This is a genomic window from Gordonia insulae (genome assembly GCF_003855095.1).
GTDB classification, from domain to species: Bacteria; Actinomycetota; Actinomycetes; order Mycobacteriales; family Mycobacteriaceae; genus Gordonia; species Gordonia insulae.
The window spans coordinates 2,037,290-2,063,785 of record NZ_CP033972.1 but is presented as its reverse complement, the minus strand read 5'-3'; the positions used below and the strand labels follow the sequence as shown (position 1 = coordinate 2,063,785).

23 protein-coding genes and 1 tRNA gene are annotated in these 26,496 nt (G+C 67.3%); 15 read left to right on the top strand and 9 right to left on the bottom strand.

Annotation, left to right across the window (positions count from 1 at the left end; genetic code table 11):
• Nucleotides 1–161: 161 nt before the first annotated feature.
• Entirely contained in the window at nucleotides 162–827 is a 666-nt protein-coding gene (locus D7316_RS09305; RefSeq protein ID WP_124708030.1) for a vitamin K epoxide reductase family protein, read from the bottom strand.
• 25 nt (nucleotides 828–852) lie between these two features.
• Complete coding sequence (locus D7316_RS09300) at nucleotides 853–1,587, bottom strand: DsbA family protein (protein WP_124708029.1); 735 nt, start codon at nucleotides 1,585–1,587, stop codon at nucleotides 853–855.
• 211 nt (nucleotides 1,588–1,798) lie between these two features.
• On the opposite strand from D7316_RS09300, the gene D7316_RS09295 reads away from it, so the two are divergent.
• The 4 genes from D7316_RS09295 (at nucleotide 1,799) to cobF (ending at nucleotide 4,811) form a co-directional block, all read left to right on the top strand.
• Nucleotides 1,799–1,871, top strand: a tRNA-Arg gene (locus tag D7316_RS09295).
• A gap of 300 nt (nucleotides 1,872–2,171) precedes the next feature.
• A complete protein-coding gene (locus D7316_RS09290; protein ID WP_124708028.1) occupies nucleotides 2,172–3,155 on the top strand; it encodes a sunset domain-containing protein in 984 nt (327 codons plus the stop codon).
• Nucleotides 3,156–3,226: 71 nt separating this feature from the next.
• Nucleotides 3,227–4,048, top strand: a complete 822-nt coding sequence (locus D7316_RS09285; RefSeq protein WP_124708027.1) for an SDR family oxidoreductase — start codon at nucleotides 3,227–3,229, stop codon at nucleotides 4,046–4,048.
• Between the two features lie 7 nt (nucleotides 4,049–4,055).
• The gene (gene cobF / locus D7316_RS09280) at nucleotides 4,056–4,811 is read left to right on the top strand and encodes a precorrin-6A synthase (deacetylating) (protein ID WP_124708026.1); all 756 of its coding nucleotides are present in this window, start codon (nucleotides 4,056–4,058) and stop codon (nucleotides 4,809–4,811) included.
• A 56-nt stretch (nucleotides 4,812–4,867) separates the two neighbouring features.
• On the opposite strand, the gene D7316_RS09275 is transcribed toward cobF, so the two are convergent.
• A complete protein-coding gene (locus tag D7316_RS09275; protein WP_124708025.1) occupies nucleotides 4,868–5,608 on the bottom strand; it encodes a 3'(2'),5'-bisphosphate nucleotidase CysQ in 741 nt (246 codons plus the stop codon).
• 25 nt (nucleotides 5,609–5,633) lie between these two features.
• Here D7316_RS09275 and D7316_RS09270 point away from each other — a divergent pair, with 25 nt between their 5' ends.
• Complete coding sequence (locus tag D7316_RS09270) at nucleotides 5,634–6,521, top strand: Fpg/Nei family DNA glycosylase (RefSeq protein WP_124708024.1); 888 nt, start codon at nucleotides 5,634–5,636, stop codon at nucleotides 6,519–6,521.
• 6 nt (nucleotides 6,522–6,527) lie between these two features.
• Entirely contained in the window at nucleotides 6,528–7,193 is a 666-nt protein-coding gene (locus tag D7316_RS09265) for a response regulator transcription factor (RefSeq protein ID WP_124708023.1), read from the top strand.
• Nucleotides 7,194–7,229: 36 nt separating this feature from the next.
• Here the strand turns inward: D7316_RS09265 and D7316_RS09260 are convergent, their stop codons facing one another.
• Nucleotides 7,230–8,696 carry a sensor histidine kinase gene (locus D7316_RS09260; protein WP_124708022.1) on the bottom strand — a complete coding sequence of 489 codons (1,467 nt, stop codon included), beginning with the start codon at nucleotides 8,694–8,696 and terminating at the stop codon, nucleotides 7,230–7,232.
• A gap of 161 nt (nucleotides 8,697–8,857) precedes the next feature.
• Between D7316_RS09260 and D7316_RS09255 the strand changes: the two genes are divergently transcribed.
• Genes D7316_RS09255 through D7316_RS09235 form a run of 5 tightly spaced genes read left to right on the top strand, consistent with a single transcriptional unit; the run spans nucleotide 8,858 to nucleotide 14,118 of the window.
• The gene (locus tag D7316_RS09255; RefSeq protein WP_124708021.1) at nucleotides 8,858–10,600 is read left to right on the top strand and encodes a thiamine pyrophosphate-binding protein; all 1,743 of its coding nucleotides are present in this window, start codon (nucleotides 8,858–8,860) and stop codon (nucleotides 10,598–10,600) included.
• A complete protein-coding gene (locus tag D7316_RS09250) occupies nucleotides 10,597–11,262 on the top strand; it encodes an SRPBCC family protein (protein ID WP_124708020.1) in 666 nt (221 codons plus the stop codon). The genes D7316_RS09255 and D7316_RS09250 overlap by 4 nt, the downstream gene beginning before the upstream one ends.
• Nucleotides 11,259–12,290 carry a 3-oxoacyl-ACP synthase III family protein gene (locus D7316_RS09245; RefSeq protein ID WP_124708019.1) on the top strand — a complete coding sequence of 344 codons (1,032 nt, stop codon included), beginning with the start codon at nucleotides 11,259–11,261 and terminating at the stop codon, nucleotides 12,288–12,290. The genes D7316_RS09250 and D7316_RS09245 overlap by 4 nt, the downstream gene beginning before the upstream one ends.
• A complete protein-coding gene (locus tag D7316_RS09240; protein WP_124708018.1) occupies nucleotides 12,287–13,324 on the top strand; it encodes a pyridoxal phosphate-dependent aminotransferase in 1,038 nt (345 codons plus the stop codon). Before D7316_RS09245 ends, D7316_RS09240 begins: the two co-directional genes overlap by 4 nt.
• 20 nt (nucleotides 13,325–13,344) lie before the next feature.
• The gene (locus tag D7316_RS09235; RefSeq protein ID WP_124708017.1) at nucleotides 13,345–14,118 is read left to right on the top strand and encodes an SDR family oxidoreductase; all 774 of its coding nucleotides are present in this window, start codon (nucleotides 13,345–13,347) and stop codon (nucleotides 14,116–14,118) included.
• Nucleotides 14,119–14,139: 21 nt separating this feature from the next.
• Here the strand turns inward: D7316_RS09235 and D7316_RS09230 are convergent, their stop codons facing one another.
• Complete coding sequence (locus D7316_RS09230) at nucleotides 14,140–14,811, bottom strand: hypothetical protein (protein WP_232016840.1); 672 nt, start codon at nucleotides 14,809–14,811, stop codon at nucleotides 14,140–14,142.
• A gap of 19 nt (nucleotides 14,812–14,830) precedes the next feature.
• Between D7316_RS09230 and D7316_RS09225 the strand changes: the two genes are divergently transcribed.
• Complete coding sequence (locus D7316_RS09225) at nucleotides 14,831–15,364, top strand: hypothetical protein (protein WP_124708016.1); 534 nt, start codon at nucleotides 14,831–14,833, stop codon at nucleotides 15,362–15,364.
• Between the two features lie 15 nt (nucleotides 15,365–15,379).
• On the opposite strand, the gene pgi is transcribed toward D7316_RS09225, so the two are convergent.
• The gene (gene pgi, locus D7316_RS09220; protein ID WP_124708015.1) at nucleotides 15,380–17,071 is read right to left on the bottom strand and encodes a glucose-6-phosphate isomerase; all 1,692 of its coding nucleotides are present in this window, start codon (nucleotides 17,069–17,071) and stop codon (nucleotides 15,380–15,382) included.
• A gap of 44 nt (nucleotides 17,072–17,115) precedes the next feature.
• Nucleotides 17,116–17,487 (bottom strand): chorismate mutase, encoded by a 372-nt coding sequence (locus tag D7316_RS09215; RefSeq protein ID WP_124711225.1) that lies wholly within the window; start codon nucleotides 17,485–17,487, stop codon nucleotides 17,116–17,118.
• Between the two features lie 22 nt (nucleotides 17,488–17,509).
• On the opposite strand from D7316_RS09215, the gene D7316_RS09210 reads away from it, so the two are divergent.
• On the top strand, nucleotides 17,510–19,405 hold the full coding sequence (locus tag D7316_RS09210) for a hypothetical protein (protein WP_124708014.1): 1,896 nt from the start codon (nucleotides 17,510–17,512) through the stop codon (nucleotides 19,403–19,405).
• Between the two features lie 9 nt (nucleotides 19,406–19,414).
• On the opposite strand, the gene D7316_RS09205 is transcribed toward D7316_RS09210, so the two are convergent.
• Nucleotides 19,415–21,010, bottom strand: a complete 1,596-nt coding sequence (locus D7316_RS09205; RefSeq protein ID WP_124708013.1) for a hypothetical protein — start codon at nucleotides 21,008–21,010, stop codon at nucleotides 19,415–19,417.
• Nucleotides 21,011–21,257: 247 nt separating this feature from the next.
• Here D7316_RS09205 and D7316_RS09200 point away from each other — a divergent pair, with 247 nt between their 5' ends.
• The gene (locus D7316_RS09200) at nucleotides 21,258–23,762 is read left to right on the top strand and encodes a UvrD-helicase domain-containing protein (protein WP_124708012.1); all 2,505 of its coding nucleotides are present in this window, start codon (nucleotides 21,258–21,260) and stop codon (nucleotides 23,760–23,762) included.
• A 39-nt stretch (nucleotides 23,763–23,801) separates the two neighbouring features.
• Here D7316_RS09200 and D7316_RS09195 read toward each other — a convergent pair whose 3' ends face one another.
• Nucleotides 23,802–24,899 (bottom strand): M23 family metallopeptidase, encoded by a 1,098-nt coding sequence (locus tag D7316_RS09195; protein ID WP_408609996.1) that lies wholly within the window; start codon nucleotides 24,897–24,899, stop codon nucleotides 23,802–23,804.
• 430 nt (nucleotides 24,900–25,329) lie between these two features.
• On the opposite strand from D7316_RS09195, the gene sucC reads away from it, so the two are divergent.
• Nucleotides 25,330–26,493 (top strand): ADP-forming succinate--CoA ligase subunit beta, encoded by a 1,164-nt coding sequence (sucC, locus tag D7316_RS09190; RefSeq protein ID WP_124708011.1) that lies wholly within the window; start codon nucleotides 25,330–25,332, stop codon nucleotides 26,491–26,493.
• The last annotated feature ends 3 nt before the right edge of the window (nucleotides 26,494–26,496 follow it).

Sequence of the window (26,496 nt, the reverse complement as noted above, 5' to 3'; positions counted from 1 at the left end):
CCGGGTGATCGGCTCCTAGTTCTTCGCGCCAGGCAGTGTATGCACCGTTCCTGGCAAGAACCTCAAAATGGCTGGTGGCAGCGCTTTTTCGGGTGTCGCTCATGCGGTTGGCGTGACGGGTGTCACACCAGGGTTCACCGAAGCCGGTCCGCCACAACAAGTCAGATCAGGGTGGACCAGTAATCCCAGAACTCGGCGCCGATCGCGACGATGACGACGGCGTACCAGACGGGTAGCAGAACCCAGAGCCATGACCGGATCTCGTGCCCGCGGCGGGTGTCGTCGACGAGGCGCCCGATGCTGATGATCAGGATGATCGGCGTGACGGTCCAGACCACCATGCAGTAGGGGCACAGTGCGTGGATGCGGTACAGGCTCTGGAAGGCCAGCCAGTTGATCATCACGAATCCCGCTGCGGTGGCGATACTCTGACCGAGCCAGTACCAGCGGGGCAGTGAGATGCGAGCAGTCGCGATCACACCGGTGACCACGATGACGGAGAACGCGGCGATGCCGATGAGCGGGTTGGGGAACCCGAAGATCGCGGCTTGCGGCTTCACCATCACCGATCCGCACGAGATGATCGGATTGATGCTGCAGCTCGGCCGGTAACCCGGATCGGTCAGCAGATGGAAGCGCTCCACCGTCAGCGTTGCCGAGGCGACGAGACCGATGATCCCCGTGATGAAGAGGGTGATCGAGGTGGCCACACCGACGTCGGGCAGTGTGGTGAGCCAACTTCCGCGCCGGCCGTCGGGCCGACTCGAGATGTCATCGCCACCGGCCGGGTCTTCGGCGGTCGGGTCGACGTTGGGACTGGCGGTCATGGCGACGGTGCTTCCTGCCGGTGGATCAATTCTGGGCAGCCTGCTCGACGGCCTGCAGGAGCGCGTCGGGCGTCGTGAGTTGATGCGGCTCACCGTTGATCTTTACCGTGGGTGTCGCGGTCACGCCGGACTGCTGTGCCTGCTGGGTGGTGTCCTGGACGAAATCGCCGAACTGACGGTCGTCGATGCACTGCCGGACATTCGGTGCCCCGGCCTGCGTGGCGTAGTCGTTGAGTTGGTCGTCGGTGAGGCCGGCTCCGCCTTCTTCGGGCTGGTTGGCGTAGAGCAGGTTGTGGAACTTCAGCCAGACGTCGAAGTTGCCGTCGCCGGCGGTGGCCTGGGCGACGCACGCGGACGCGTTGGCCGACCGCGTGGAGTACTCGGTGCTCGACATCTTGTCCAGGAACGCGATCGGTTGATAGTCGACGGCGACCTTCGGATTGGCGCGTAACTGTCCGAGTGCATCACCGAACGAGGATTCGAAGGCGCGGCAGGCGGGACACTGGAAGTCCTCCACCACGGTGACGGTGACCGGAGGTTCGGTTCCGTCCGGTGCGGCGGTGATGCGATAGGCGTTGTCGGTGGCGACGGTGACCTGCGCGGACGAGCCCGTGGCGGACTTGTTCGACTGGACCACCCAGACGCCGACACCGACGGCGAGTGCGATCAGCACGACGGCTGCGCCGATCTTGATCAGGAGGGACCGGCGCTTCTCGGCCTCCCGCGGATCGACAATCGGTGTTCCCTGCTTCTTCGCCATGACTCCCTCGTCCTCGTCGACAACAGCTGTGCGGTGTGCGTTCAGCGGCGACAGCCGTCGTCGGCCAGCCTACGGATCGCCGATGCCACGTGCACCGATCCTTCCAGTGAGCCCTGTTACGTGCGCCGACGTCAAACCACGTCGGATGCGGCCTCGGCGGTGTGCCGTAGACTCCCGACTGGCCGAATCGTCGCGTGACGGCCCGGTCAGCGCCTCAGTAGCTCAGGGGATAGAGCATTCCTCTCCTAAAGGAAGGGTCGCAGGTTCGAATCCTGCCTGGGGCACCCTCACAACCTGCCGTCCTCCGCCGGCGGATTGCGGTATAGCGAACTCTTGCCGCAGACCCTCGCACGCATTGGGACGACAATTGCGATGCGAGAGAACGAATCCCTCGTTTGCAGCGATGAATTGACCTCGACGGCCCGACTACCTGCGGCTGGGCACGGGGTGATACCGATCCGAATGCAGGCCACACGGTTTCGCGACACTTTTGCGAAATGGCGTATGTTATCTGCCATATTGAGGCAAATTGGTATTTTGGGCGGATTCCTCCACCCAATTGATCGCAACGAGGTCACGGTGGCATGACTACATCGAAGACACAGAAGATGCGGGCCGGGGGTCTGGCACTCGGGTTCGTCGTGGCCGTAGGGGCCGCGACACCGGTGGTGCCGCATGCTGTCGCCGCCCCGCTCGACATCGCGCAGGACGGTGATACCGAGGGTTCGGACTGGTGGTGGCTGCTGATCCCGTTCCTGCTGATCATCGTCGGATTGCTGCTCATCTGGCTGTTCCGAAGGGCGCGCATGCCACGGCCCGATACGTCCGCCGACGGTGTGCGGGAGGTCGCTCTGCCGACGGAGCCCACGCCGGACGGGACGACACCGGACGAGATGACACCCGATGAGCCCACGCAGATCGACGCTGCGGCAGATGCAGGCATCACGCCCGACGTAGGCGCCGTCGACGCACCGGCCGGCGGCGATGCCCTGAAGACCTCCACAGCCGGGACATCCGCCGCTGCCACGGCCGGTGCCGCAGCGGCCGGCGCGGCGATGCAGGCCCGGCAGGGATCGGTGTCGACGGCCGATGCCGATGCCGGTGCGTCCGAGGCCGTACCGGGCGAGCTCGACCCCGACGTGAGCGCGGGCGAGACCGTCGCCGCCGGGGATGCGGGTGAGGCAGAGGCCGAGTCGGATGCGGAGACCGATGCTGCCGCAGGGTTTCCCGCGGTCCGGCCGTTCGACGACAGTCCCACCGAGGTGCTCGATCTGAGCACCCTCAAGGCGGAGGTCGACGCAGCGGTCGCCGCGGAGCCGGTGCATGTCGGCGACGGAGTCGGCACGTACCTCAAGGCTGGTGAGGCCGTACCTGTTCCGATCGGGGCGCATCTGGCCCTCGACGATCCCCACGAACCCCCCGACGGCTATCCGATCAAGGCGAGCGCAGACGCCGGCCTGTACTACCCGCCCGATGTGTCGTCGTTTGCCGAGGTCACGCCGCAGATCTGGTTCGCCTCGACGTCCGCCGCCGAGGCCGCCCACTTCGCGCGGGCCGAGTCCGACTGATCGGACCGGATCATCCCTCGGGCCGTCCGGCCCGGGGCCGGGGGTGGGGCCGGGCAGGATACGGTGGTGGCGTGGCACAAGCAGCAGCATCGAAGGTCGTCCTGGTCACCGGGGCGTCGAGCGGGATCGGCGCCGAGGTCGCCCGGCAGTTCGTCGAACGCGGACATACGGTGTACGGCACCAGTCGTCGGCCGGATGCGGTGACCCGACCGGTCCCGGGCGTGCACTATGTGCGACTCGACAACGCCGACTACCAGAGTGCGATCGAGTGCGCCGCCAAGGTCGGCGTCATCGACATCCTGATCAACAATGCCGGTGAGAGCCAGGCCGGCGCGCTCGAGGACACACCGATGGAGGCCATCGAGAATCTGTTCGCCACCAACGTCTTCGGGCCGGTGGCGCTCACCAAGGCGGTGCTGCCGGGCATGCGTGAGCGGCGCAGTGGAACCGTCGTGATGGTCGGCTCGATGCTCTCGAGTTTCCCGGTGGCGTTCCGATCCAACTATGCGGCAACCAAATCCGCACTGAAGGCCTTTGCGCTGGCCACCCGGCGGGAGGTTGCGCCATACGGCATCAGGATGATCTCGGTGGAGCCGGGCACCATCGCGACCGGTATCGGTGACCGGCGCAGCATTCACATCGGCGACGCTTCGCCCTATCGGGCAGAATACGAGACCCTCGCGGCCGCCACCCGCAAGAACGAGGACGCCGGTATCGACGCACCCACCATGGCCGGTGTCATCGTCGACGCTGCACTTCTCGAGCATCCGAAGCCGTTCTACGCCAAGGGAAATCAGGCCGGGATCGTCTTCGCTCTGCGCCGTCTCGCCCCGCGTCAGCTGGTCCTCGACCTGACCGCGCGCAAACATGGACTGCCTCGGGTACGGATCTGATCGGCCCATGCGGATCACCCTGCGCGTCATCGGGATAGGCCCGGGGAACCCTCGTCAGATCACCCTCGAGGCCATCGATGCGCTCGCCGACGTCGACGCGTTCCTGGTGCTGGACAAAGGCGGCGACAAGCACTCGCTCAATGCGATGCGGCGAGACATCCTGTCGCGCCACGCGGCCGAGGGGCACCGGGTCATCGAGGTCGTCGACCCGCCTCGCGACCGCTCCCCGGCGGATTACGACGCCGAGGTCCGTCGGTGGCATGCCGCTCGCGCCGCGCTCTTCACCGACGTCCTCACCCACGAGGTGCCCGATGGCGGGGTCGCTGCGTTCCTGGTCTGGGGGGATCCCGCACTCTACGACAGCACGCTGCGCATCGTCGACGACCTGACCGCACACTCCGCGATGTCCCTGGACGTCGAGGTGATCCCGGGAGTGACCAGTGCCAGTGCGCTGACCGCCGCCCATCGCATCGCGGCCAACCGGATCGGCGAACCGATCCACATCACCACCGGACGCAGGTTGCCCGACACCCCCGCCGGTGCCGACTCGAACCAGATCGTGATGCTCGACGGTGACCTCGCATTCCGTCGAACCGCCGATCCCGACGACCACATCTGGTGGGGCGCATACGTCGGCACGGACGACGAGATCCTGATCAGCGGCCGGGTCGCCGACGTGGGCGACCGGATCGCGGCCGTCCGCGCCGAGGCGCGCGAGCGGATCGGTTGGATTATGGACATCTATCTGCTGCGCAAGCGCTGACCCTGACGCCCGGCCACCGGGCCGACTGCGCACGGCACGCGGCGCACGGGCGGCGATCACCAGACCTCGTCGAGCGCGGCGAGCAGGTCGTCGCGGATCTCCTTGCGGCAGATGACGAAATCGGGCATGTAAGGCTGGGGCTGGTTGTACACGATGGGCGAGCCGTCGAGGCGGCTGCAGTGCAGATCGGCGGCGAGCGCGACACCGACCGGTGCACAGTTGTCCCACTCGTACTGACCGCCCGCGTGGACGTACGCATCGACGTCGCCACGTACGACCGCCATCGCCTTGGCTCCCGCGGAACCGATGCCGATCATGTTCAGCGACAGTCGGCGTGACACCCACGCGCTCTCGTACGAACCGCCGTAGCGTGAGGCCGCCATCCGGCCGGTGAGGGCTCCGGCGGGTGGCTTCACGGTGTCGGAGCGGAACACCTCACCGACCGCAGGCAGGGACACCGCCGCCGTCGTCACCCGACCGGCCTCGGTCAATGCCACGTGCACGGCCCAATCCGCGGTTCCGGAGGCGAACTCTCGGGTGCCGTCGAGCGGGTCGATGATCCAGACCCGCTCGGCGGAGGCCCGGTCGCCGATGTCGGCGCCTTCTTCCGACAGCACCGCATCGTGCGGACGGTGCCGGACGATCACATTGGAGATCCACGCCTGGGCCATGGCGTCGCCGAGATCTCCGAGGTGGCGTCCGGTCAGCAGGTCGCCATGGCGGACACCGACCAGGATCTCGCCCGCGCCCTCGGCGATGCGCGCCGCGAGGTCGGCATCGGAAAGGCGCGAGATCATCCTCTTACTAGAGCACACTGGAGTCATGCCTGAGCTTCCTGAGGTGGCGGCGATCGCGGATTATGTCGACGGTCGAGCCGCCGGATTCCCGATCCGTCGGGTCGACGTGGCGTCGTTGGCGGTGCTCAAGACCGCGGATCCGCCGTACACGGCGCTGGTCGGCCGGGTGATCGAGTCGGTCGGCCGGATCGGGAAGTACCTGGTGATCCGCACCGTGCCGGGCCCCGACTCCACCGCCGACCCGGTGATCAGCCTGGTGATCCACCTGTCCCGCGCGGGGTGGCTGCGGTGGAGCGAGCAGCTCTCGCAGACCCCGCCGCGACCCGGTGGCAAGGGGCCGATCGCCATCCGGGTGCACTGCGGTCTGCCCGGTGAGGGCTTCGACGTCACCGAGGCAGGTACACAGAAGCGACTGGCGGTCTGGGTGGTCCGCGACGTCGGCGACGTCGACCGTATCGCGTCACTCGGCCCCGATGTGTTGGCGTGCACGCGCGAGGAGTTCGGTGCGATCCTGGCCGGCACCACGAGTCGGATCAAGAATGTCCTGACCGACCAGCGGACCATCGCCGGTGTCGGGAACGCCTACTCCGACGAGATCCTGCACACCGCGCGGATGTCGCCGTTCGCCTCCGCCGGATCACTCACCGACGCGCAGGTGGACACGCTCTACGACGCGGTGCACTCGGTCCTCGCCGATGCGATCGTTCGCCTCGAGGGCCAGACGGTGGCCCGATTGAAGTCGGAGAAGCGCACCGGCCTGCAGGTGCATGCGCGCACCGGTCTGCCGTGTCCCGTCTGCGGGGACACCATCCGGGAGGTGTCGTTCTCGGATCGGTCCTTTCAGTACTGCCCGACCTGTCAGACCGGTGGGAAGGTATTGGCCGACCGCCGGATGTCGCGATTGCTGAAGTGAGCCGGCGTGCATGCGCTCGTGGTCGACGACGACACCCGCGCCGCGGAAACCGTCCGACGGATGCTCGTCAGTGACGGGTGGGCGGTGACGGTGGCCCACGACGGGGTCGACGGGCTGTGGCGCGCCACCGAAGGCCATTTCGACGTCATCGTGCTCGACATCATGATGCCGGGACTCAACGGCTACCAGGTCCTCAAACAACTCCGTGAACGCAGCATCTGGGCGCCGGTGCTGATGCTGACCGCGAAGGACGGCGAATACGACGAGGCCGAGGCGCTCGACTACGGTGCCGACGACTACCTCGTCAAGCCGTTCTCCGTCGTCGTGCTCAAGGCCCGGCTCCGCGCACTGCTGCGGCGCGGCGCGCCCGAGCGGCCGGCATTGCTGACGGCGGGTGATCTCGTCCTCGATCCGGCCGAACATGCCGTGCGGCGCGGGGACACCGAGATCAGCCTGACACCGCGCGAGTTCGCCGTCCTCGAGTATCTGATCCGCAATGCGGGCACCGTCGTCTCCAAGGCCGACATCCTGCATTCGGTGTGGGACGACAACTTCGAGGGCGATCCCAACATCGTCGAGGTCTACGTCGGCTACCTGCGCAAGCGGGTGGATGTACCGTTCGGCATCCGCAGCATCGAGACCGTACGCGGTGCGGGGTACCGGATCGGCTGAGTCGCAACGATGGTCGCGCCCGGCCGCGGATGCTACTCAGGGCGCCGGTGGCACGGCGACAGGAATACTGCGCGCACCGTCGGCCGGGGCGCCGGGCGTCGTCACTGTGGTCGGCAGGGAGATGACAAAGGTGATGCCGTGTGCGAAACCCGCGGGCGGGTCGGCGGTGGCGACGCTGCCGCCGTGCGCGCGGACGATCTCCGCGACGATCGACAGCCCCAGTCCGGAGCCCTCGCGGTTGCGTCGGTCGACGTCGAGTCGGGTGAATCGCCGGAAGACCAGTGCGCGTTGGTCCTCGGGGATGCCGGGTCCGTCGTCGGTCACCAGGATCGTCGCCATCCCCTCGGTGTCGAGACGCATGTCGAGCCGGATCGTCGACTGCGCGTAGCGGACCGCGTTCTCGGCGAGGTTGCGCACGGCGCGAGCCAGTTTGTCGCGATCGCCGGCGATGCGGATCGGCGTGATGGTGGACTCCACCCGGGCCAGTCCGAGTGAACGCAGGCGGTGCGCCTCGGCGGCGACGATGTCGTCGAGGTCGACGTCCTCCACACGCAATGGCACGCCGCGCTCGTCGGCGCGGGCGAGGAGCAGCAGGTCGTCGACCATGTTCTGCATGCGGCGGGCCTCGGGGAGCAGGATGGTCCGCACCGTGGGGAGATCGATTGCCGAGTCGGTGTCGTCCGCGAGGTCGAGGATGCCGACGACGGTCGTCAGCGGGCTGCGCATCTCGTGCGACGCGTCCCCGACAAATCGCAACTGTGCCTCGTGCCCCTGCTCGAGCCTGGTGAGCATCGCGTTCATCGTCGACGCCAGGCGGGTCACCTCGTCGTCGGTGCTGGGTACCGGAACTCGAAGGGACAGATCAGAACTGGTGATCATGTTGACCTGCTCGGTGATCTTCCCGACCGGACGCAGGGCGCGGCCGACGAAGTAGTAGATGGCGAATCCGGACAGGATCACCAGGATCGGCAACTCGATCGCGAGCAACAACGCGGTGTTGAACAGGCTCTGCCGGTACGGGCCGGCGGAGATGGCGGCAACCACGGTGAACCGGGCGTCGCCGAACTTGGTCCCGGCGATCGTGCCGCAATAGTCGTCGTCGGTGCCCGGCACCATCGGCCCCTCGATCGACGCCGACGTCCAGGTCGCGGGCCGTTCGCCGGTGACGGGCACACCGGGTGCTCCGGGGGATGACGCGACGATCCGGCCGTCGCCATCGATCACCTGGATGATGTCGACGCCGGTTCCCACCATGAGTTCTTCCGGCGGGATCGACTCGACGCCGCCGTCGCGGATCATCGACGCGATCTCGTAGGCGCGATAGCTGGTCGATTCGTACATCGAGCGGTTGTCCGCCCGATACAGCATGAACAGCATCGCGGTCGCACCGATCACCAGGGCGATGGCGATCAGGCATGTACCGACGATCGTCGATCGCACCCGCACACCCTGGCGGCGCCGGAACAGAACTCGCGCACCGGACAGCGCAGTCAACCCAGACATCACAACTCCTTGCCGGTGCGACGTCTGCCCGGGACCCCTTGCCGGACCTGACGATCGCACCTGCTGGTCCCTCATCGTAAGACGTCGTGCGAACGCATGACAGTGTTTGTCATGGGCCGGCTTTCAGCACTCCTTCAGGTGGCACGACGCAGAGTTGGCACATGACCGCGATCGCCCACCCGCCGCAGAAGTCGTCGTCGCCCCGTGCCCAATCGGCCAGTGCCCAGTCGACCGCGCAGCCGACTGTTGCGGAATACATAGTCGGGCAACTTCTCTCGAAGTCGATGACCACCATGTTCGGGGTACACGGGGCCAACGTCGAGGATCTGTACGACGCAGCCGTCCGGGTCGAGGGGATGACAGCCGTGGTCGCCAAACACGAGTTCGCGGCCGGCGCGATGGCCGACGGCACCGCCCGGATCACCGGGCGGCCGGGGGTCGTGATGACGACGTCGGGCGGGGGCGCGATGAATGTGGTGCCGGCGATCGCGGAGGCCTACGACAGCAGGAGCCCGGTGCTCGCGTTGATCGGCACGGCGCCGTCGCCGCTCGTCGGGCGCGGTGCGTTTCAGGACATGCTGTCGCCGCCGGACACGATCGACGTCGCCGGCCTGTTCTCCGCGATCACCGGATCCTGTTCGGTGGTGACGCACCCGGACGAGATCCCCGCAGCCCTGGCCACCGCGTTCGCCACGCTGGGCCGTGGCCTGCCGGCCGCCGTCCTGATCCCGAAGGACGTGCAGTCCGCTTCGGTGACCGACGGTCATCAACTCGGCCCGGTTGCGGCGTCCACCGGGTCCGGCGTCATCCCGCTCGCGCACCTGCGCGCGGTCGCCGACGACCTTCGCGCGGTGGCCGGTTCCGGTGGTCGGATCACCATCTGGGTGGGCGACGAGGCCTCGGTGGCGGGCGCCGGCGAGCAGATCGCCGCCCTTGCCGACGCGCTCGGGGCCGCCGTGGTCGCCGCTCCGGGCGGTCGCGACATACTCCGCGCAGGCAACGGATTCGCCGGTGTCACCGGTGTGATGGGGCACCCGTCGGCGCATCGTGCGATCGCCGGATCGGACACCTGCCTCGTCATCGGTTGCCGAATGACGATGACCGACCGCGCGGGGCTCGACGACGCACTCGCACGCGTGCGGGTGATCCATCTCGGCGCCGAGCCCCCGCGCATGCCCGGCAGAGTCGAACACATCGGGTGCGGCGACCTCCGCGGTTGCCTCGACGAGCTGATCCGCCGCGTAGATGGCACTGACGGCGTGACTCCCCGGGCGTCAACCGAACTCGTCGCGCTCCAGGTTCCCGCGTCCGCCTTCGATCTGGACATGCGGTCCGTGATCGAGGAGATCGGCCACTGGTTGCCGCCGGACACCGCCGTGTTCGCCGATGCCGGAAACGCCGGGGCCGCAGCAATTCATCATCTACCGTTCAGGCACGGCCGATTCGTCGTGGCGCTCGGCATGGGCGGCATGGGACATGCGATGGCTGCCGGGATCGGCAACGCCATCCGCTCATCGGCGGACGGCGACATGTCGCGCACCGTCGTGATCGCCGGTGACGGCTCGTTCTTCATGCACGGCATGGAGATCCACACCGCCGTGGAACACGATGCGCCCGTCACTGTCGTGGTGCTCAACAACGACGCACACGGTATGTGCATCACCCGCGAGCACCTCTTCTTCCCGGACACGCCCAGCGTCAACCGGTTTCGGCCGACGGACATCGCCGCCGGGCTCGATGCCATGTTCGACGGTCTCACCGTCGCGCACCCGACGGACCGATCCTCGCTCCGTGCCGCCGCGCAGGACCTGCTCTCGCGGCCCGGACCCAACTGCCTCGTCGTCGACGTCGACCCCGACGAGGTTCCGCCGTTCGCCCCGTTCCTCCCGAAAGGTATGTCATGACCGCAGTAGCGCCCGCCCTCTCCGACCTCGGCGACGACGCCACCACCCTCGCCGGCCTGACCCGCATCGAATCCCATCCGCGTCCGGTCGCGACGCCGATCCTGTTGGACATGCTGCGGTCGGTGTATCCACACCAGCAGATCTACGGCGATTTCTGCCCGGTGCAGGGGTACGTCGACGCGCCGCCACGCGAACTCTTCGACTGGCTTTCCGACACCCGATCTCTCGAGGAGTGGACCTACAGTCTCCGCGGGTTCACCGAGACCGATGAACCCGGCCTCTGGGTCGCCGAGGACCGACTGGGGGCGGACACCACGATCTACACGCGGACGGTCGCCAACCCGGACGCGATGACCGTCGACTATCACTGCGCGTGGGACCAGGGCCGGCACCTCTGGATGATCTACCTGATGCGGGTCGTCGACGCGCAGGTGGTCTTCGACAAGCCCGGATCGGTGGTGTTGTGGACCAATTGCCACCACCCGTTCTACGACGAGAATCCCTATCCCGACACCGCCCCTCCCGAACGCCCCGTCTGGGTGGGGGACTTCTGGGACATGTTCTCCGCCGGACATCAGCTCGAACTGGACAACCTCACGGCCATCGCCGAATACCGGCACCACAACGGCCTGTCCCTCACCCCCGATTGGATGCGGTCATGACGACCACCGATACCTCCGCCACGGTTCTCGACGTCGCCGGCTATCTACCCGAGAAGCGTGTCCCGGCAGCATATTTCGCGCAGTACGCGCAGGACGATGACCTGGTCGACAACGTGATGTTCCGCGCCCCCGCGTTCCGTCATCACGCCGCCGACGACGAGACGTCGGCGGACATGATGCTCTCGGCCGCGCGGGTGCTCACCGAACGGCACGGCGAGGACTACTTCGACGAGGTCGACGTGGTGCTCACACACAGCCAACTGCCGGAGGTCCCCGTCCGCGGTTGTGGCGGGGAGGTGGCGCATCGGCTGGGACTGCGTCCGACGACCGTCCTCGACGTGCACAACGGTGGCTGTGCCGCCTTCATCCACATGATCGACCTCGCCGGTGCGCTGTTGCGCGCCAACGGCGGGCGACGAGCGCTGCTGGGACTCGCCCAGAACAGCGCATCGCAGGTGTTCACCCAGGAGCAGGTCCGCGGCAAGCCCCAGGCCTCGATCCCGGGTGACGGTGCCGCGGTCGCCGTCGTGACGATCGACGACGACCGGGGCAGTCCCGTCCTGGGTCTCACGTGTCACTCGTACGGCCAGTACTCCGGCGACATGACCGGGGTGTCCGACCCGCAACGCAAGTACTGGGAGGCGGGGCCGGGTCAGATCCACATCGGATTCACCGAGGCCAAGATCACCAAGGTCCTGGCCCGTGGCAACCGGATGGTGCCCGAGGCCGCGATCGAGGTCGCCGACGCCATCGGCATCGCCCCGGCCGACCTGGACTGGTTCATCACGAACCAACCCAACCGGATCTTTCTCCGTAATTGGCGTGACGCATTGGAACTCCCGGAGAGTCGCCACGCCGACACGTTCGACGAATGCGGCAATCTGTTCGCGGTCGGCATACCGATCACCCTCGACACGGCGGTCACCGACGGTCGAATCCACGACGGCGACGTCGTGATGACGGCCGCGTTCGCACACGCCGGCGACTTCGCCGGTGCGGCCGCGTTGCGCTGGGGCGGCCGAGGATGAGCCCGCCGTTCGCTCCGCGCGCCGGCGCCCGCCCACCGGTGCGGCTGAATCTCAACGAATCCGCGTACCCGCCACTGCCGTCGGTCGCGGACGTGCTGCGCGAGGGTGTCGTCTCGGCGAACCGCTATCCGGATTTCCTGCCCGATGCGACGCGCGTCGTGATCGCGGATCGTCTCGGTGTACCGGCAGAACTGATCACGGTGGGCGCCGGGGCGACCGGCATCGCACTGTCGGCGTTGCAGATGTGTGCACGCCGGGCCGCGTCTCGGGGAACGGCGACGCCGGCCATGGTCACCGCGACGCCGACCTTCGACGGCTATCCGATCCTCGCCGCGATGGTCGGTATGCGGATGGATGCGGTCGCACTGGGCGACGACGGACGTGTCGACCTCGATGACCTGTTCGCGACGGTCACGCCTGACACCGTCGCCGTGGTGGTGTGCAGCCCGCACAATCCGACGGGCTCGGTGGTCGACGAGGAGGACCTCCACGAGTTCATCGAGGCGTTGCCCACCGGTGTCCTGACCATTCTCGACGAGGCCTACGTCGAATTCTGTGCACGGCCACCGGACCTGCATCGGCTCGCCGCGCACGACGACGTCCTCGTGCTGCGCACCTTCTCGAAGGCCCACGGACTCGCCGCGTTGCGGGCCGGGTACGGGATCGGCAGCCCGTCCGTCGCGGCGGCGATGCGTCGGCACGAGGTGCCCTTCGCCCTCGGCTCCGCGGCGATCGCCGCGATCCCGGTGGCATTGGACGCGGAACAACAACTTGCGCAACGAGTTCACTCGATGAGGCAGGAACGGGCCCGGATGGTCGAGTTGCTGGACGCGATCGGGTGCCGGTCATTGCCGAGTCAGGCCAATTTCCTTTTCCTGCCCGGTGCGGACGGGATCGCCATCGGTCGCCTGCTGGGCAGTTGCGGCGTGGCGACCAAGGAATGCGCGGGTCGCGGTACGCGGATCACGGTGGGCGACCGCGCGAGCACCGACTACGTGGTGCAGAGCCTGCGGCTCACCGCGCTGACCGCCTGAACCCGCCTCCGTGAGGAGGGATGAGCCGGGTAGGTTGGTGTGCCGTGACCGCAACCACACGGCAGAAGATCCTCATCACCGGAGCCAGCTCGGGGCTGGGCGAAGGTATGGCCCGCCGGTTCGCCGCGGAGGGCCGCGCCCTGGCACTCTGTGCGCGCAGACTCGACCGGCTCGAAGCACTGGCCACCGAACTCCGTCCGGCCGCGGCGCAGGTGGCCACCGCCCACCTCGACGTCACCGACACCGACTCCGTGCCCGGTGTTTTCGGTGCTCTCGCGGATGAACTCGGCGGCCTGGACCGGGTCATCGTCAATGCCGGACTCGGCAAGGGTGCGCCCGTCGGGACCGGCAACGCAGCCGCCAACATCGAGACCGTCCAGACCAACCTCGTGGGCGCGCTCGCCCAGATCGAGGCCGCTCTGGAGATCTTCCGGGCCCAGGATCGCGGACATCTGGTGTTGATCAGTTCGATGAGCGCGATCCGCGGACTACCGCGGGCCCAGGCCGCCTACTCGGCGTCGAAGGCGGGGTTGTCGGCGCTGGGGCAGGGCCTGCAGGCGGAATTCGCCGACTCGCCCATCACCGTCTCGGTCCTGTTGCCCGGTTACATCGAGACCGACATCAACCGCGGCGTGCGGACCGCGATGATGTCCGATACCGAGACAGGCGTCAACGCAATGGTTTCCGCCATCGAGAAGGAGTCGTCGTGGGCGCCGGTGCCGCGCTGGCCGTGGGTTCCGATCGCGGCCGCGTTGCGCAATCTTCCGGACGCGATCACCCGACGAATGGTGTGACGCCGGCCGATCGGAGCCCGGTCATCCGGTGGGTGGCGGTGCGGAGCCCGACGGCGGCGCCGGCGTGGTCGACGACCAGACCACCGGTGTCGCCTGGTAGTCGAACGCGGGATCGCCGGTGGTGTCGGCCCAGTAGATCACCTGCCGCAGCCGCTGTCCCTCGTCGGCGACGGACACCAGGCAGGTCGAGTACGACTCGCCCCGCCGCATCCGCTCCGGTGGCGTGGTGATCGGGCACTTGGCCAAACCCGGTGTGGGCGAGAGCGTCAGCGTCGGTGTCCGGCCGTCGGCGGTCCCGCTCAACCCGACGACGCCCGGCGCCGGGGCCGACCGCGGCGAGAGCGATGTGACGGTCACATAGAGGAAGTAGGCGACGCCGCCGTCGGTGACGTCGTCGGGGACGCCCTCGGCCGGGGTGATCCCGGTGACCGTGAACATCGCGCGGGACCCGGTGGCCGCGAAGGCGTCGGCCGGGAGTACCGCGCTCTCACCGAAGAGCAACGTCGTGCCGGGTGCCGAGCGGACCGACACGCCGGCAGGCACGGTCACCGCGGCGCTCGTCGGAACGGATGTCGGGGTCTCGCCGTCGGGGGAGGAGGCGCTCGCGCAGCCGGCCATCGTGGGAGCGGCGAGCAGGCACGCGAGCAGGAGCACACGCCGAGGCGTGCACGACACCATCTGTGCGAGGCTCACCTTGCGTAAGGTAGCCGATGTGTCGGCAAAGCAGGGGCAGGTTGTGGCCCATGGCGCGTTCCAGGTGTTCGGCGAGCGTCGCCGAGATGAGGTCGGCGAGCTGCTGACGGACATCTTCGGGCGCGAGGACGTCACGGCGTTCGGCGCCGACTGGCGTGGGATCGTCTACTTCACCCTCGACGACGACGAGGAGATCGCCGCGGACACGGTGGTCGGATTCGACCCGTCGAGCGGGAGCAGTGGTCCGCTCACGTCGGTGGACGAGGTCCTGGCCGCGGTGCGGTCCGGGGACATCGCCGAAGCGGTCGATGCGGACAGCTTCGACGCGTGGCGGGCGGCGACCGGTCAGCGGTCGATCGACATGGGTGACTGCGTGCCACCGGCGGTGTTCGAGTTCCTGGGCGGCGACCCGGCCGAACGAAGCACGGAGCCACAGGATCTCATCACCTTCATCGCCGTGGCGGCGGCCCTGATGGGTCGGATGGAAGCCCTCGGGGTGGAGCCCGGTGACGAGATCCCCGACGAGGTGTTCGACGAGGCCCGCTGGCAATAGTCGCCGACTGGTGAGTCAGGGCGTGCGACCCCGGTGCTCGCGGTACCACCGAACCAACTCATCGGTCGATGAATCATCCTGGGGCGCAGGGGATTGCGCCTCGATGATGGTCCCGAGTAGCTCCTTGGCCTGGGTCTTTCCGAGTTCGACACCCCATTGGTCGAACGGGTTGATCCCCCAGATCGCGCCCTCGACGAACACCTGGTGCTCGTACAGCGCGATCAGCTGACCGATGACCGATGGTGTCAGCTTCGGTGCGAGTATCGAGGTGGACGGTCGACTACCGGGCATCACCTTGTGCGCGACAACATTCGGGGCCACACCCTCCGCGGCGATCTCGTCCGCGGTCTTGCCGAACGCGAGCACCTTGGTCTGGGCGAAATAGTTGCTCATCAACAGGTCGTGCATCGAGCCCGATCCGTCGGCCGTCGGGAGATCATCTGTGGGGTCGGCGAACCCGATGAAATCGGCCGGGATCATCCGCGTGCCCTGGTGCAGCAATTGGTAGAAGGCGTGTTGGCCGTTGGTGCCCGGCTCACCCCAGAACACCTCGCCGGTGTCGGTTGTCACATGATGCCCGTGCGCGGTCACGGACTTGCCGTTGGACTCCATGGTCAACTGCTGCAGATATGCCGCGAACCTGGCCATGTCATTGGAGTAGGGGAGCACGACCCGCGATTGCGCATCCCAGAAGTTGCTGTACCAGAGGCCGATCAGGCCCAGGATCACCGGCGCGTTCTGTTCCAGTGGCGCGGTGCGGAAATGTTCGTCGACGATGTGGAAGCCGTCGAGGAACTCGGCGAAGCGGCCTTTGCCGATCGCGGCCATCACCGACAGCCCGATGGCCGAGTCGACCGAGTACCGGCCACCGACCCAATCCCAGAAGCCGAACATGTTGACGGTGTCGATACCGAACTTCGCGACCTCGTCGGCGTTGGTGCTGACGGCGACGAAATGTTTGGCGACAGCGTCATCACCCGCGCCGAGTTCGCTCAGCAACCAAGTGCGCGCGGCGGCGGCGTTGGTCAGCGTCTCGAGTGTGGTGAACGTCTTGGACGCGATGATGAACAGGGTGGTCTCGGCGTCGAGGTCGGCGAGCGTGCCGACCATGTCGGCCGGGTCGACGTTGGAGACGAAATGGCAACGGATGCCCGCGTCGACGTAGTGGCGCAGCGCCTGGTAGACCATCACCGGTCCCAGGTCCGAACCTCCGATGCCGATGTTGACGACGTCGGTGATGGCCTTGCCGGTGTGGCCCTTCCACTCGCCGCTGCGCAGTCGGTCGGTGAACTCGCCCATGGCCGTGAGGACTTCGTGCACGTCCGCTACGACGTCCTGTCCGTCGACGTGCAGGGACGCGTCGGCAGGTAGGCGGAGCGCGGTGTGCAGCACCGCACGATCCTCGGAGGTGTTGATGTGCTCGCCGGCGAACATGTCGTCCCGGCGGTCCTCGAGACCGACCTCGCGGGCCAGGCTGGCCAACAACTCCAGGGTCTCCCGCAGGACGCGGTGCTTGGAGTAGTCGATGTGCAGGTCGCCGACGTCGACCGTCAGTTCCCGGCCGCGGTCGGGATCCACGGCGAACACCTCACGCAGATGCATCGCGTAGACGTGCGGCTGATGCGCGGCGAGTGCCTGCCAGGATTGGGTTGCGGTGATGTCGTCGTGGTCACTGGTGTCGAAGTCGCTGCCGGAGACGTCACTCATGGCGTCAACCCTATGCTGTCGTTGCCCGGGCCGCGACGGCTTGGCTAGCGACCCAGCGGACCGCGACCCAGCCGCAGCAGCAACATCGCGAGCGTATGGCCCTCCTGGCCGAGTTCGGCGAAGCGGTCGAGGACCTTGACCTCGCGACTGTGCACCAACCGCGGGCCACCGGAGGCCATCCGGGCCGCACCGATCTTCTTCGACACCGCCGAACGGCGCTTGACGGCGGCCAGGATCATCGCATCGAGGCGATCGATCTCACCGCGGAGCAGGTCGATGTCCTCGGCCAACGCGTCGACATCCGCGGACAGGTCGTAGGCGTCCGCGTCGAACGGTGTTCCGGTACCGATGGCGCTACCGGCCTTGTCGTCGGGTGTGTTGGCGTCAGTCACCCGACCGATTTTGCCACGGGCCATGGTGGCCGTGAGACTGGACCGCATGCTCAGCAGGCGGACGGTGTCGTCGGTGGCCATCGCGTTGATCATCGCGCAGCTGGTGGTTCGGGCCTGGCTGGCGGCCACCGGCAACTTCTATTGGGACGATCTCGTGCTGATCGGCCGCGCGTCGTCGCAGCCCATCCTCAGCTGGGACTACCTCGGCCACAGTCACGACGGACATTTCATGCCCGCTGCCTTCCTGGTCGCCGGCATCTCCACGGTGATCGCACCGGTGAACTGGGTCCTCCCGGCGATCACCCTCGTGGTGATGCAGGCGCTGGCATCGCTCGCCGTGTGGCGGATGATCCGGGTCGTGGCGGGTCGGACCGCCGGGATCGGGGCGTTGGCCGCGCTGGCGTTCTATCTGGTCACCCCGATGACGGTCCCGGCGTTCGCGTGGTGGGCGGCAGCCCTCAACTCGCTGCCGATGCAGGCCGCGATGGCCTGGATCGTCGCCGACGCGGTCCTGCTGGTCCGGTCGCGTGGCCGGCGACCGGACGCGCGCCTGATCGTCATCCGGTCGACGGTGATCTTCGTGGTGGCGCTCGCATTCTTCGAGAAGTCGTTGTTCATCCTCCCGGTTGCTTTCGCGGCGGCGGTGCTGGCCGTGCGCTACACGGGATCCCGGTCGCCGGGGACCACCGCGACGGCGGATCCGGACGCGACCGGGGCGATCGGCGATGACCGTGCGACCCCGGGATACGCCGACACGGCACTGACGCGCGCCTTCTCCGCGGCGCGCACGCTGTGGGCGTCGATGTCAATCGTCTTCGTCATCTGGCTGGTCGTCTTTTTCTCCGTCTCCGATGCCACCGCCGGTCAGCATTCGATCGCACAGACCGCGCGCTTGGTGTGGCGGTCGATCAACGACGCGGTCATCCCGTCCTTCGTCGGCGGACCATGGGAGTGGGAACGGTGGGTGCCGAGTCCACCGATGGGCTTCCCTCCGGTCTGGATGATCGTGCTCGGGTGGGTGGTCCTCGCGGTGCTCGTCTGGTGGGCGGTGTCACGACGTCGCGGTGCTGCCGGGGTGGTCATCTGCACCGCGTTCTACGTGATCGCCGCACAGATTCCGGTGATGTGGAACCGCTCCAGCGCCAACACGGCACTCGAGCTCGCCCAGACGATGCGCTACCTCCCCGACACCGCGGTGGTGATCACGATCGCGATCGCGCTCATCATCGGCTCGCCGGAGCGTGCCCGCACGGCGACCGCCGTCCGCCATGCGCGACCCGGTGCCGACGATCGTGGCCTCGTGCCGGTGGTGGCTCTGGTCGGCGCGCTCGCCGTCGCCTCGGCGACGATCTCCCTCGTGTCGTTCTCGACGTCGTGGCGCGACGACCCGACCGGCGACTATCTCGCCACCGCGAAGCGCTCGCTGGCCGCCAACCGCGACCATCCGATGTTCGACCAGTCCCTGCCGCTCGAGGTGCTGTTGCCGGTCGCATACCCGAACAACCAGATCAGTCATACCTTCGGACGCGTGCGGGATCGTCCGGAGTTCGCGGTGACCACCGACCGGCTCAACGTGCTCGACAGTGCCGGCAACCTCGTTCCGGGTGCGGTGACCCCGGCCCGCAAGATCCGTCCCGGCCGCGGGGCATGCGATCGGCCGGAGATCACCGGTCCCGGGCGCCTGTCCCTCGACGGCCCATTGATCCAGTGGCGCTGGACGATCGGTGTCAGCTACTGCGCCAACCGATCCGGGCAACTCGACATGTCGCTGGAGGGTGGACGCACGGTCCGGGTACCGGTGCAGGCAGGTCTGCACGTCGTCTACGTCCAGCTGGAAGGTCGCGGACGCGCCATCGCCGTCCGTCCGGTCACGGCGGGACTGACGTTGCACACCGGCGAGGGTCGGGTCGGCGAGGTGGCCGAGGCGCGGCTCGTCGGTTGACCCGTCAGGTCACGAGTTGTCGGGCGCGGTCGCGAACACCTTCAACTTGTCCGAGCTGATGCCCTCGCCGATGGCGAGCAGCCGCAGGGCGGTCGCGAGTTCCTCCTCCGCGGTCACATAGGTGATCTCGCGGTCGCCGGAGGCGGCGATCTGCTGCTTCAACTGATCGGTGAGCATGGACGTCCCCGACCAACTCGGGTCGAGCCGCCCGGTGGTGATGTGCTGTGCGTAGCCGGGTCCGAACGCGACGAACAGGTTGCCCTCGGGGCCGACGCCGTCGAAGACGTAGTCACCCTGCTTGATGCCGTAGCTGCTCGGGAATCCGGCCACTTGGTCGTTGTAGCGGGCCGCCTCGGCCTTCTTGGAGCCCGTGCGCACCATCTCGACAGGCTGCTTGCTCGACTTTTCCTGGCTGTCGATGTAGTCCGTCAGATCTGTCGCGGTCACCTCGATGAACGGCAGCAACTGGATGTTCGTGGCGGTCTTGACGCTGCGGGAACCGGGCGGCAGATTCGTCGCCGAGCACGTGGTCTGGGTTCGACCGCCGAACGGGACGGTGAGGACCCGCGTGCAGGTGCCGCCGCGTTCGCCCGCACGGGAGCCGTCGACCTCGAACTGCACGGTGATCCCGAAGTTCACGTGGCCGGTGGCCCCGCGCATCTCGGTGACGACCTCGGGGGCGAGCGCGCCGCTGGCCGCGATGGTGAACTCGCAGGCGGCCGTGGTGCAGTTGCCGGAGGCGCGGGTGTTGATCGCATTGCCGGCGAGCGGTACCGCAGGGGCTGGGACGTTGGTGAGTTCCGGGACGAGGGATCGCTCGTTGGCGAAGAGCTTGGTCAGGTCCTCGGGCGCAAGCAGGTCCACCGCCGTGTCCACGGTCACGCGGTAGCCCTCCCGGGCGAACTCGCCCTTGATGTGGGTGACCCGCTTCGACGACGGATCGAACGTCGTCTCCATCGTCCCGACCTGCACCTTGTCGGCACCGATGGCGGTCACCTGCGGGTCGCTGGTGGGCCAGAACCGGGCGTCGGGCAGACCTTTGTTCGGCGCGGGCAGCTCGAGGCCGAGTTCGGGTTCCTTGACGCGCTCGGTGTTGCCGATCCGTCCCGCGAGCAGGGCCGGTGACAACAGATAGCCCAGGTCCGGCAGACCCGAATACCGCAGATTGGTCCACTTGTTGTCCGTTGCGGCGAAGTCGATCTGACTGGCGATCGACGCACCGGCGAACAGGTCCCGCCAGAGCTTCGACGGTCCGTTGACGTAGCGGTAGTTGCCGATCTGGCGGTACTGCGCGCCCGTCGAATCGAAGGTGATGCTGCCTTCGGCGTTCTTGGTGGACGCCACGGTGAGATCGGTGAATTCGACCGTCTTGGTGCCCGCGGAACCGTCGCTGGTCATCGACAACGTCCCGGAATAGCGCGCCCCGGGGGCGCTGCCCAGTTGGAAGGCGACCTCGTCGAGATTCTTCTGCGCGGTGAAGGCCGCGGTCGGTTCGGCGGCGCCGCTGGTGGAGAACGGCACGAAGGCGAGGATCAGTGCGACGATCAACGCGACGACCCCGGTGCCGAACACCAACACGGGGACGGTGTTGGACTGACGCTTCATCGCAGACCCCTTCAGATGCCGGGACGACCCACAGCGGTCGTCCATGGTGACAGCAGACCACGACGGGCGCGGTCGGCAACATGCGCCGGATGAATGACCCCCCGGGCGGCACACATCCCGAGATTTCGGGCATATCGTAACCGCTGCGCCACCCGGTGCGCGGATCCCCGACGGTCCGTCCGCGCGGCTTCCCGGCCGGTCGCCCGTGTCCGGGAATGTCGGCCCGCCGGAGTAGCCTTGTCTCCTGATGACAAGCTCCACCCGCGAGACGGCCCCCACCTCCCCGGAATCCGGTATCGGCACCGCGCCCGAGGACCGCACCGCCCGTCTCCTCGACGGGCTGAACCCGCCCCAACGCGCGGCGGTCCTGCATGCCGGTGCTCCGCTGCTGATCGTCGCGGGCGCGGGTTCGGGCAAGACCGCGGTGCTCACCCGGCGCATCGCCTATCTGCTCGCCGAGCGCGACACCACTCCCGGTCAGATCCTGGCGATCACCTTCACCAACAAGGCCGCCGCGGAGATGCGGGAACGGGTCATCGAACTCGTGGGTCCGCGGGCCAACTTCATGTGGGTATCGACCTTCCACTCGACGTGTGTCCGCATCCTGCGTGCCCAGTCGGCGCTGCTCGGACCGCGCAACTCGAATTTCTCCATCTACGACTCCGATGACTCGAAGCGCCTGCTGGGCATGATCATCCGAGATCTGGAGCTCGACCCCAAGAAGTACAGCCCGCGTGGTGTCGCGGTCAGCATCTCCAACCTCAAGAACGAACTGATCAGCCCGGAGGACGCGTTGGCGACCGCGACGGACGGGGAACCGTCGGTGCTGGTGATCGCCCAGATCTTCGCGGAGTATCAGCGTCGCCTGCGGGCGGCCAACGCGTTCGACTTCGACGACCTCATCGGCGAGACCGTGGCGTTGCTGCAGCGTCATCCCGAGGTCGCCGAATACTACCGTCGCCGGTTCCGCCACGTCATGGTCGACGAGTACCAGGACACCAACCACGCCCAGTACGTCTTCATCCGGGAACTCGTCGGCGACGCGGACACCGAGTCGCCGGTGCCGCCGTCGGAATTGTGCGTGGTCGGCGACGCCGACCAGTCGATCTATGCCTTCCGCGGGGCGACGATCCGCAACATCGAGGAATTCGAGCGAGACTTCCCGAACGCCGAGACCATCCTCCTCGAGCAGAACTATCGGTCCACGCAGACGATCCTGTCCGCGGCGAACGCGGTCATCTCCCGCAACGAGAACCGGCGGGACAAGCGACTGTGGACGGACTCGGGTGACGGTGAACTGATCGTCGGGTACGTGGCCGATTCCGACCGCGAGGAATCGCTGTTCATCGCCAAGGAGATCGAGTCGCTGACCGACTACTCGATCGGCGGGTCGTCGAGCCACTCCTACTCCGACATCGCGGTGTTCTACCGCACCAACACCGGCTCCCGATCGGTCGAGGAGGTGTTCGTCCGGCACGGCATCCCCTACAAGGTCGTCGGCGGGACGAAGTTCTACGAGCGCAAGGAGGTTCGCGACATCGTCGCCTATCTCCGGGTGGTCGCGAACCCGGACGACGCGGTGAGTCTGCGACGCATCCTGAACACTCCGCGGCGTGGCATCGGAGATCGTGCCGAGGCGTGCGTCGCGGTGCATTCGGAGAATCGTGGGATCAGCTTCTACGAGGCGCTGGTCGAGGGTGCCGAAGGCAAGGTGGCGCTGCTGAACACGCGCGCCGTGAAGCAGATCGGCGGATTCGTCGAGCTGATCGAGGGTCTGCGCAACGATTTCCTGGCCACCTTCGGCGCGGCCGGGGAGGCGGGTGAGGATGTTGCCGTCGTCGACGCCACCGAGGAGGGTGCCGACATCGGCGAGTTGGTGGACGCCATCGTCGAGCGCACCGGGTATCGGGCGGAGCTCGAGGCGTCGCGCGATCCCCAGGATGGCGCCCGCCTCGACAACATCAACGAACTGGTCGCGGTCGCAAGGGAATTCAGTGCGGAGGCAGCCGGCCTCGCGAGCGGCGAGCCGGATGATTTCGACGATCTGGACGATGCCGATGAGATCCCGGCGAACGACGGCGAACCCGAACCCGGATCGCTGGCCTCGTTCCTGGAGAAGGTGTCGCTGGTCGCCGATGCCGACCAGCTGCCCGACGAGGGCGAGGGTGTGGTCACGTTGATGACCCTGCACACCGCCAAGGGGCTCGAGTTCCCCGTGGTGTTCGTGACCGGCTGGGAGGACGGGCATTTCCCGCACATGCGCGCGTTGGGTGACCCCGCCGAGCTGAGCGAGGAGCGTCGACTCGCCTACGTCGGCATCACGCGGGCCAAGGAGCGTCTGTATGTGACCCGGTCGATCACCCGCGCATCGTGGGGTCAGCCGGTCTCGAACCCGGAATCGCGTTTCCTGCAAGAGATTCCGCAACATCTGGTCGATTGGCGTCGTACCGAACCCCGGCGGTCGATGAGTCGGCATCTCGGATCGTCGGGTGGCGTGTTCGGTCGCGGTGATTCGGGCTTCGGTGGGGGAGGCCGCGGACGGTCCTCGTACTCGACGGACCCGACGCGCGGGCGCAACAAGCAGGTGAACTACGACATCGGGGATCGCATCAACCACCCGAAGTACGGTCTCGGCAAGGCCGTGGCCAAGGAGGGCAGTGGTGCGACCGAGCGCATCACCTTCGAGTTCGGGGGCAACGTCGGACGGGTCACGCTACTGACGGCCGGCGGTCTGCCCGGCGACAAGCTGTAGTCAGACGTCCGGCCGAACGGGGCTCGGCGTGCGTCGGAACTAACCGCCGACGTACGGGGAGAGACGGACGCCGTGTGTGGCCAGCCAGGGTGCGGGATCGATCTTGGTGGTCCCGCCCTTCCAGACCTCGAAGTGGCAGTGCGGACCGGTGGAGAAGCCCTCGCTGCCGACGAGTGCGATCACATCGCCCGCAGTGACGTGCTGGCCCTTCTGGACCAGCACACCCGAGGACGACATGTGGCCGTACATGGTCACGGTGCCGTCGGCGGCGCGGACCTGTACCCAGTTGCCGTATCCGGATGCGGGGCCCGCCTCGATCACGACGCCGTCGGTGACGGCGTGGATCGGGGTGCCCAGTGGTGCGGCGAAGTCGATCCCGCCGTGGAAGCTGCCCCAGCGCATCGCGAACGTCGACGTGAACTGGTACTGCCCGAGCGGAAGGGGTGAGGTGAAGAGCGGGCGGCGGAGAAGATTCTCCCGCTGGGCCTCCGCGGCCGCGATCTGCTTGCCGACGGCGAGCTGGTCGGTGAAGGTGCTCATGTCCTTCGCCGGGGTGGCAGCGGCGAGACCGGGACCCAGATCGGGCGTCTCGCCGGCCGCGTCGACGTTGGCGGCGTTGGTAGGGGTGGTCGTCGTCGTGTCCGTGGTGCCCACCTGGGCGACCGCGGCGACGGCAGCGCCGGCGGCCATCGCGATGAGGGCGGCGCGACCGCCCTTCAGCGCGGCCGGGGGAGCGCTGATGCGGTGCTTGCCGCCACGGCGTACCGAGCTGCCCTGGGAGGCGGGCTTGGTGCGGAACGGCTTCTCGTCGGAGACGTGGCCGACAGTCTCGTCACCGTCGGTGCTGCGGAGTGAGAAGGTGTCCGGGCGTGCGCCGTCGACGTCGAACGGTTCGTCGTGCTCGTAGGCGTCGAACTCGCTCTCGGGGATGAGGATGTCCTGGGTGATCTCCGAGAGCGTCGGGCGGTAGTACCGGTCCCAGCTGTCGGAGTCCCATGCGCTCTGGGCGTCGGCGAACTCATCGATCGGGATGATCGTGGTGACTTCCGAGGCAGAGCGGTCGTCGAAGCGGGCGTCGGAGTGCCCGGTGGTCGTGACCGGCCGGCCTTGATGACCACGTCCCGTCAAATCGTCCACCTCATCTCTTTGCTAGCACGAACAACCACGTTGCCGTCCGTAATCCTTTTGTGACCAACTGACAGCCGACGGTAACGAAATGATTGCGGCAAGTCCAACGCTACGGTCGTAAAACCGGTGCTTATGTGAGCTGCATCACTGATCGATCACGGAACTTGAGACCATTGCAAACACCGAGTTCACTACTGTGAATCGTTTGCTCGAATGGTCCGTCGGCGCCCGGAACATGAAACCATGTTGTCGATCGGAATGCTGCGCGGGGTCGGCGGGCTGCCCCCGAGGTGCGGACCGAGCGAGTGATCTGTCGCACAAGCGCCGGGTGCGCTCACCAGCGAGGAATGGCGCAGGTTTAAAGTCCGATATGGCCCGCATTACACCCCCAACGGTGTTACACCCCTCCTGCGGACAAACCTACGAGATGGTGAGCTGAATGGATCTCTTCGAATACCAGGCGAAGGAACTTTTCGCCAAGCACGAGGTGCCCACCTCGGCCGGCCGTGTTACCGACACGGTTGCCGGGGCACGTGAGATTGCCGAGGAAATCGGCAAGCCGGTCATGGTCAAGGCCCAGGTCAAGGTCGGCGGCCGCGGCAAGGCAGGCGGCGTGAAGTACTCCGCCGACGTCGACGCCGCTGTCGCGAATGCCGAGTCGATCCTCGGCCTCGACATCAAGGGCCATGTCGTCAAGAAGCTGCTGGTCGCAGAGGCGAGCGACATCGCCGAGGAGTACTACATCTCCTTCCTGCTCGACCGCACCAACCGCACCTACCTCGCGATGTGCTCGGTGGAGGGTGGCGTCGAGATCGAGGTCACCGCCGAAGAGAACCCCGACGCACTCGCCAAGATCCCCGTCGACGCCGTGAAGGGCGTCGATCTCGCTTTCGCCCGCAGCATCGCCGAGGCCGGCAAGCTGCCCGCCGAGGTGCTCGACGCCGCGGCCGTGACCATCCAGAAGCTGTGGGAGGTCTTCATCAACGAAGACGCTCTGCTGGTGGAGGTCAACCCGCTGGTCCGCACGCCGGACGATCAGATCCTCGCGCTCGACGGCAAGGTCACCCTCGACGCCAACGCCGACTTCCGTCAGCCCGGCCACGAGGCCTTCGAGGACAAGGACGCGACCGATCCCCTCGAGCTCAAGGCCAAGGAGAACGACCTCAACTACGTCAAGCTCGACGGTCAGGTCGGCATCATCGGCAACGGTGCGGGTCTGGTCATGTCGACCCTGGACGTCGTCGCGTACGCGGGCGAGGACCACGGCGGCGTCAAGCCGGCCAACTTCCTCGACATCGGCGGCGGCGCCTCGGCCGAGGTGATGGCCGCCGGACTCGACGTCATCCTGAACGACGAGCAGGTCAAGAGCGTGTTCGTGAACGTCTTCGGTGGCATCACCGCCTGCGACGCGGTCGCCAACGGCATCGTCGGCGCCCTCGACAAGCTCGGTGCGGAGGCCAACAAGCCTCTCGTCGTCCGTCTCGACGGCAACAAGGTCGATGAGGGCCGCAAGATCCTGGCCGACGCGAATCACCCGTTGGTGACGCTGGCCGAGACCATGGACAGCGGCGCCGACAAGGCCGCCGAACTGGCGAGCAAGTAGGAG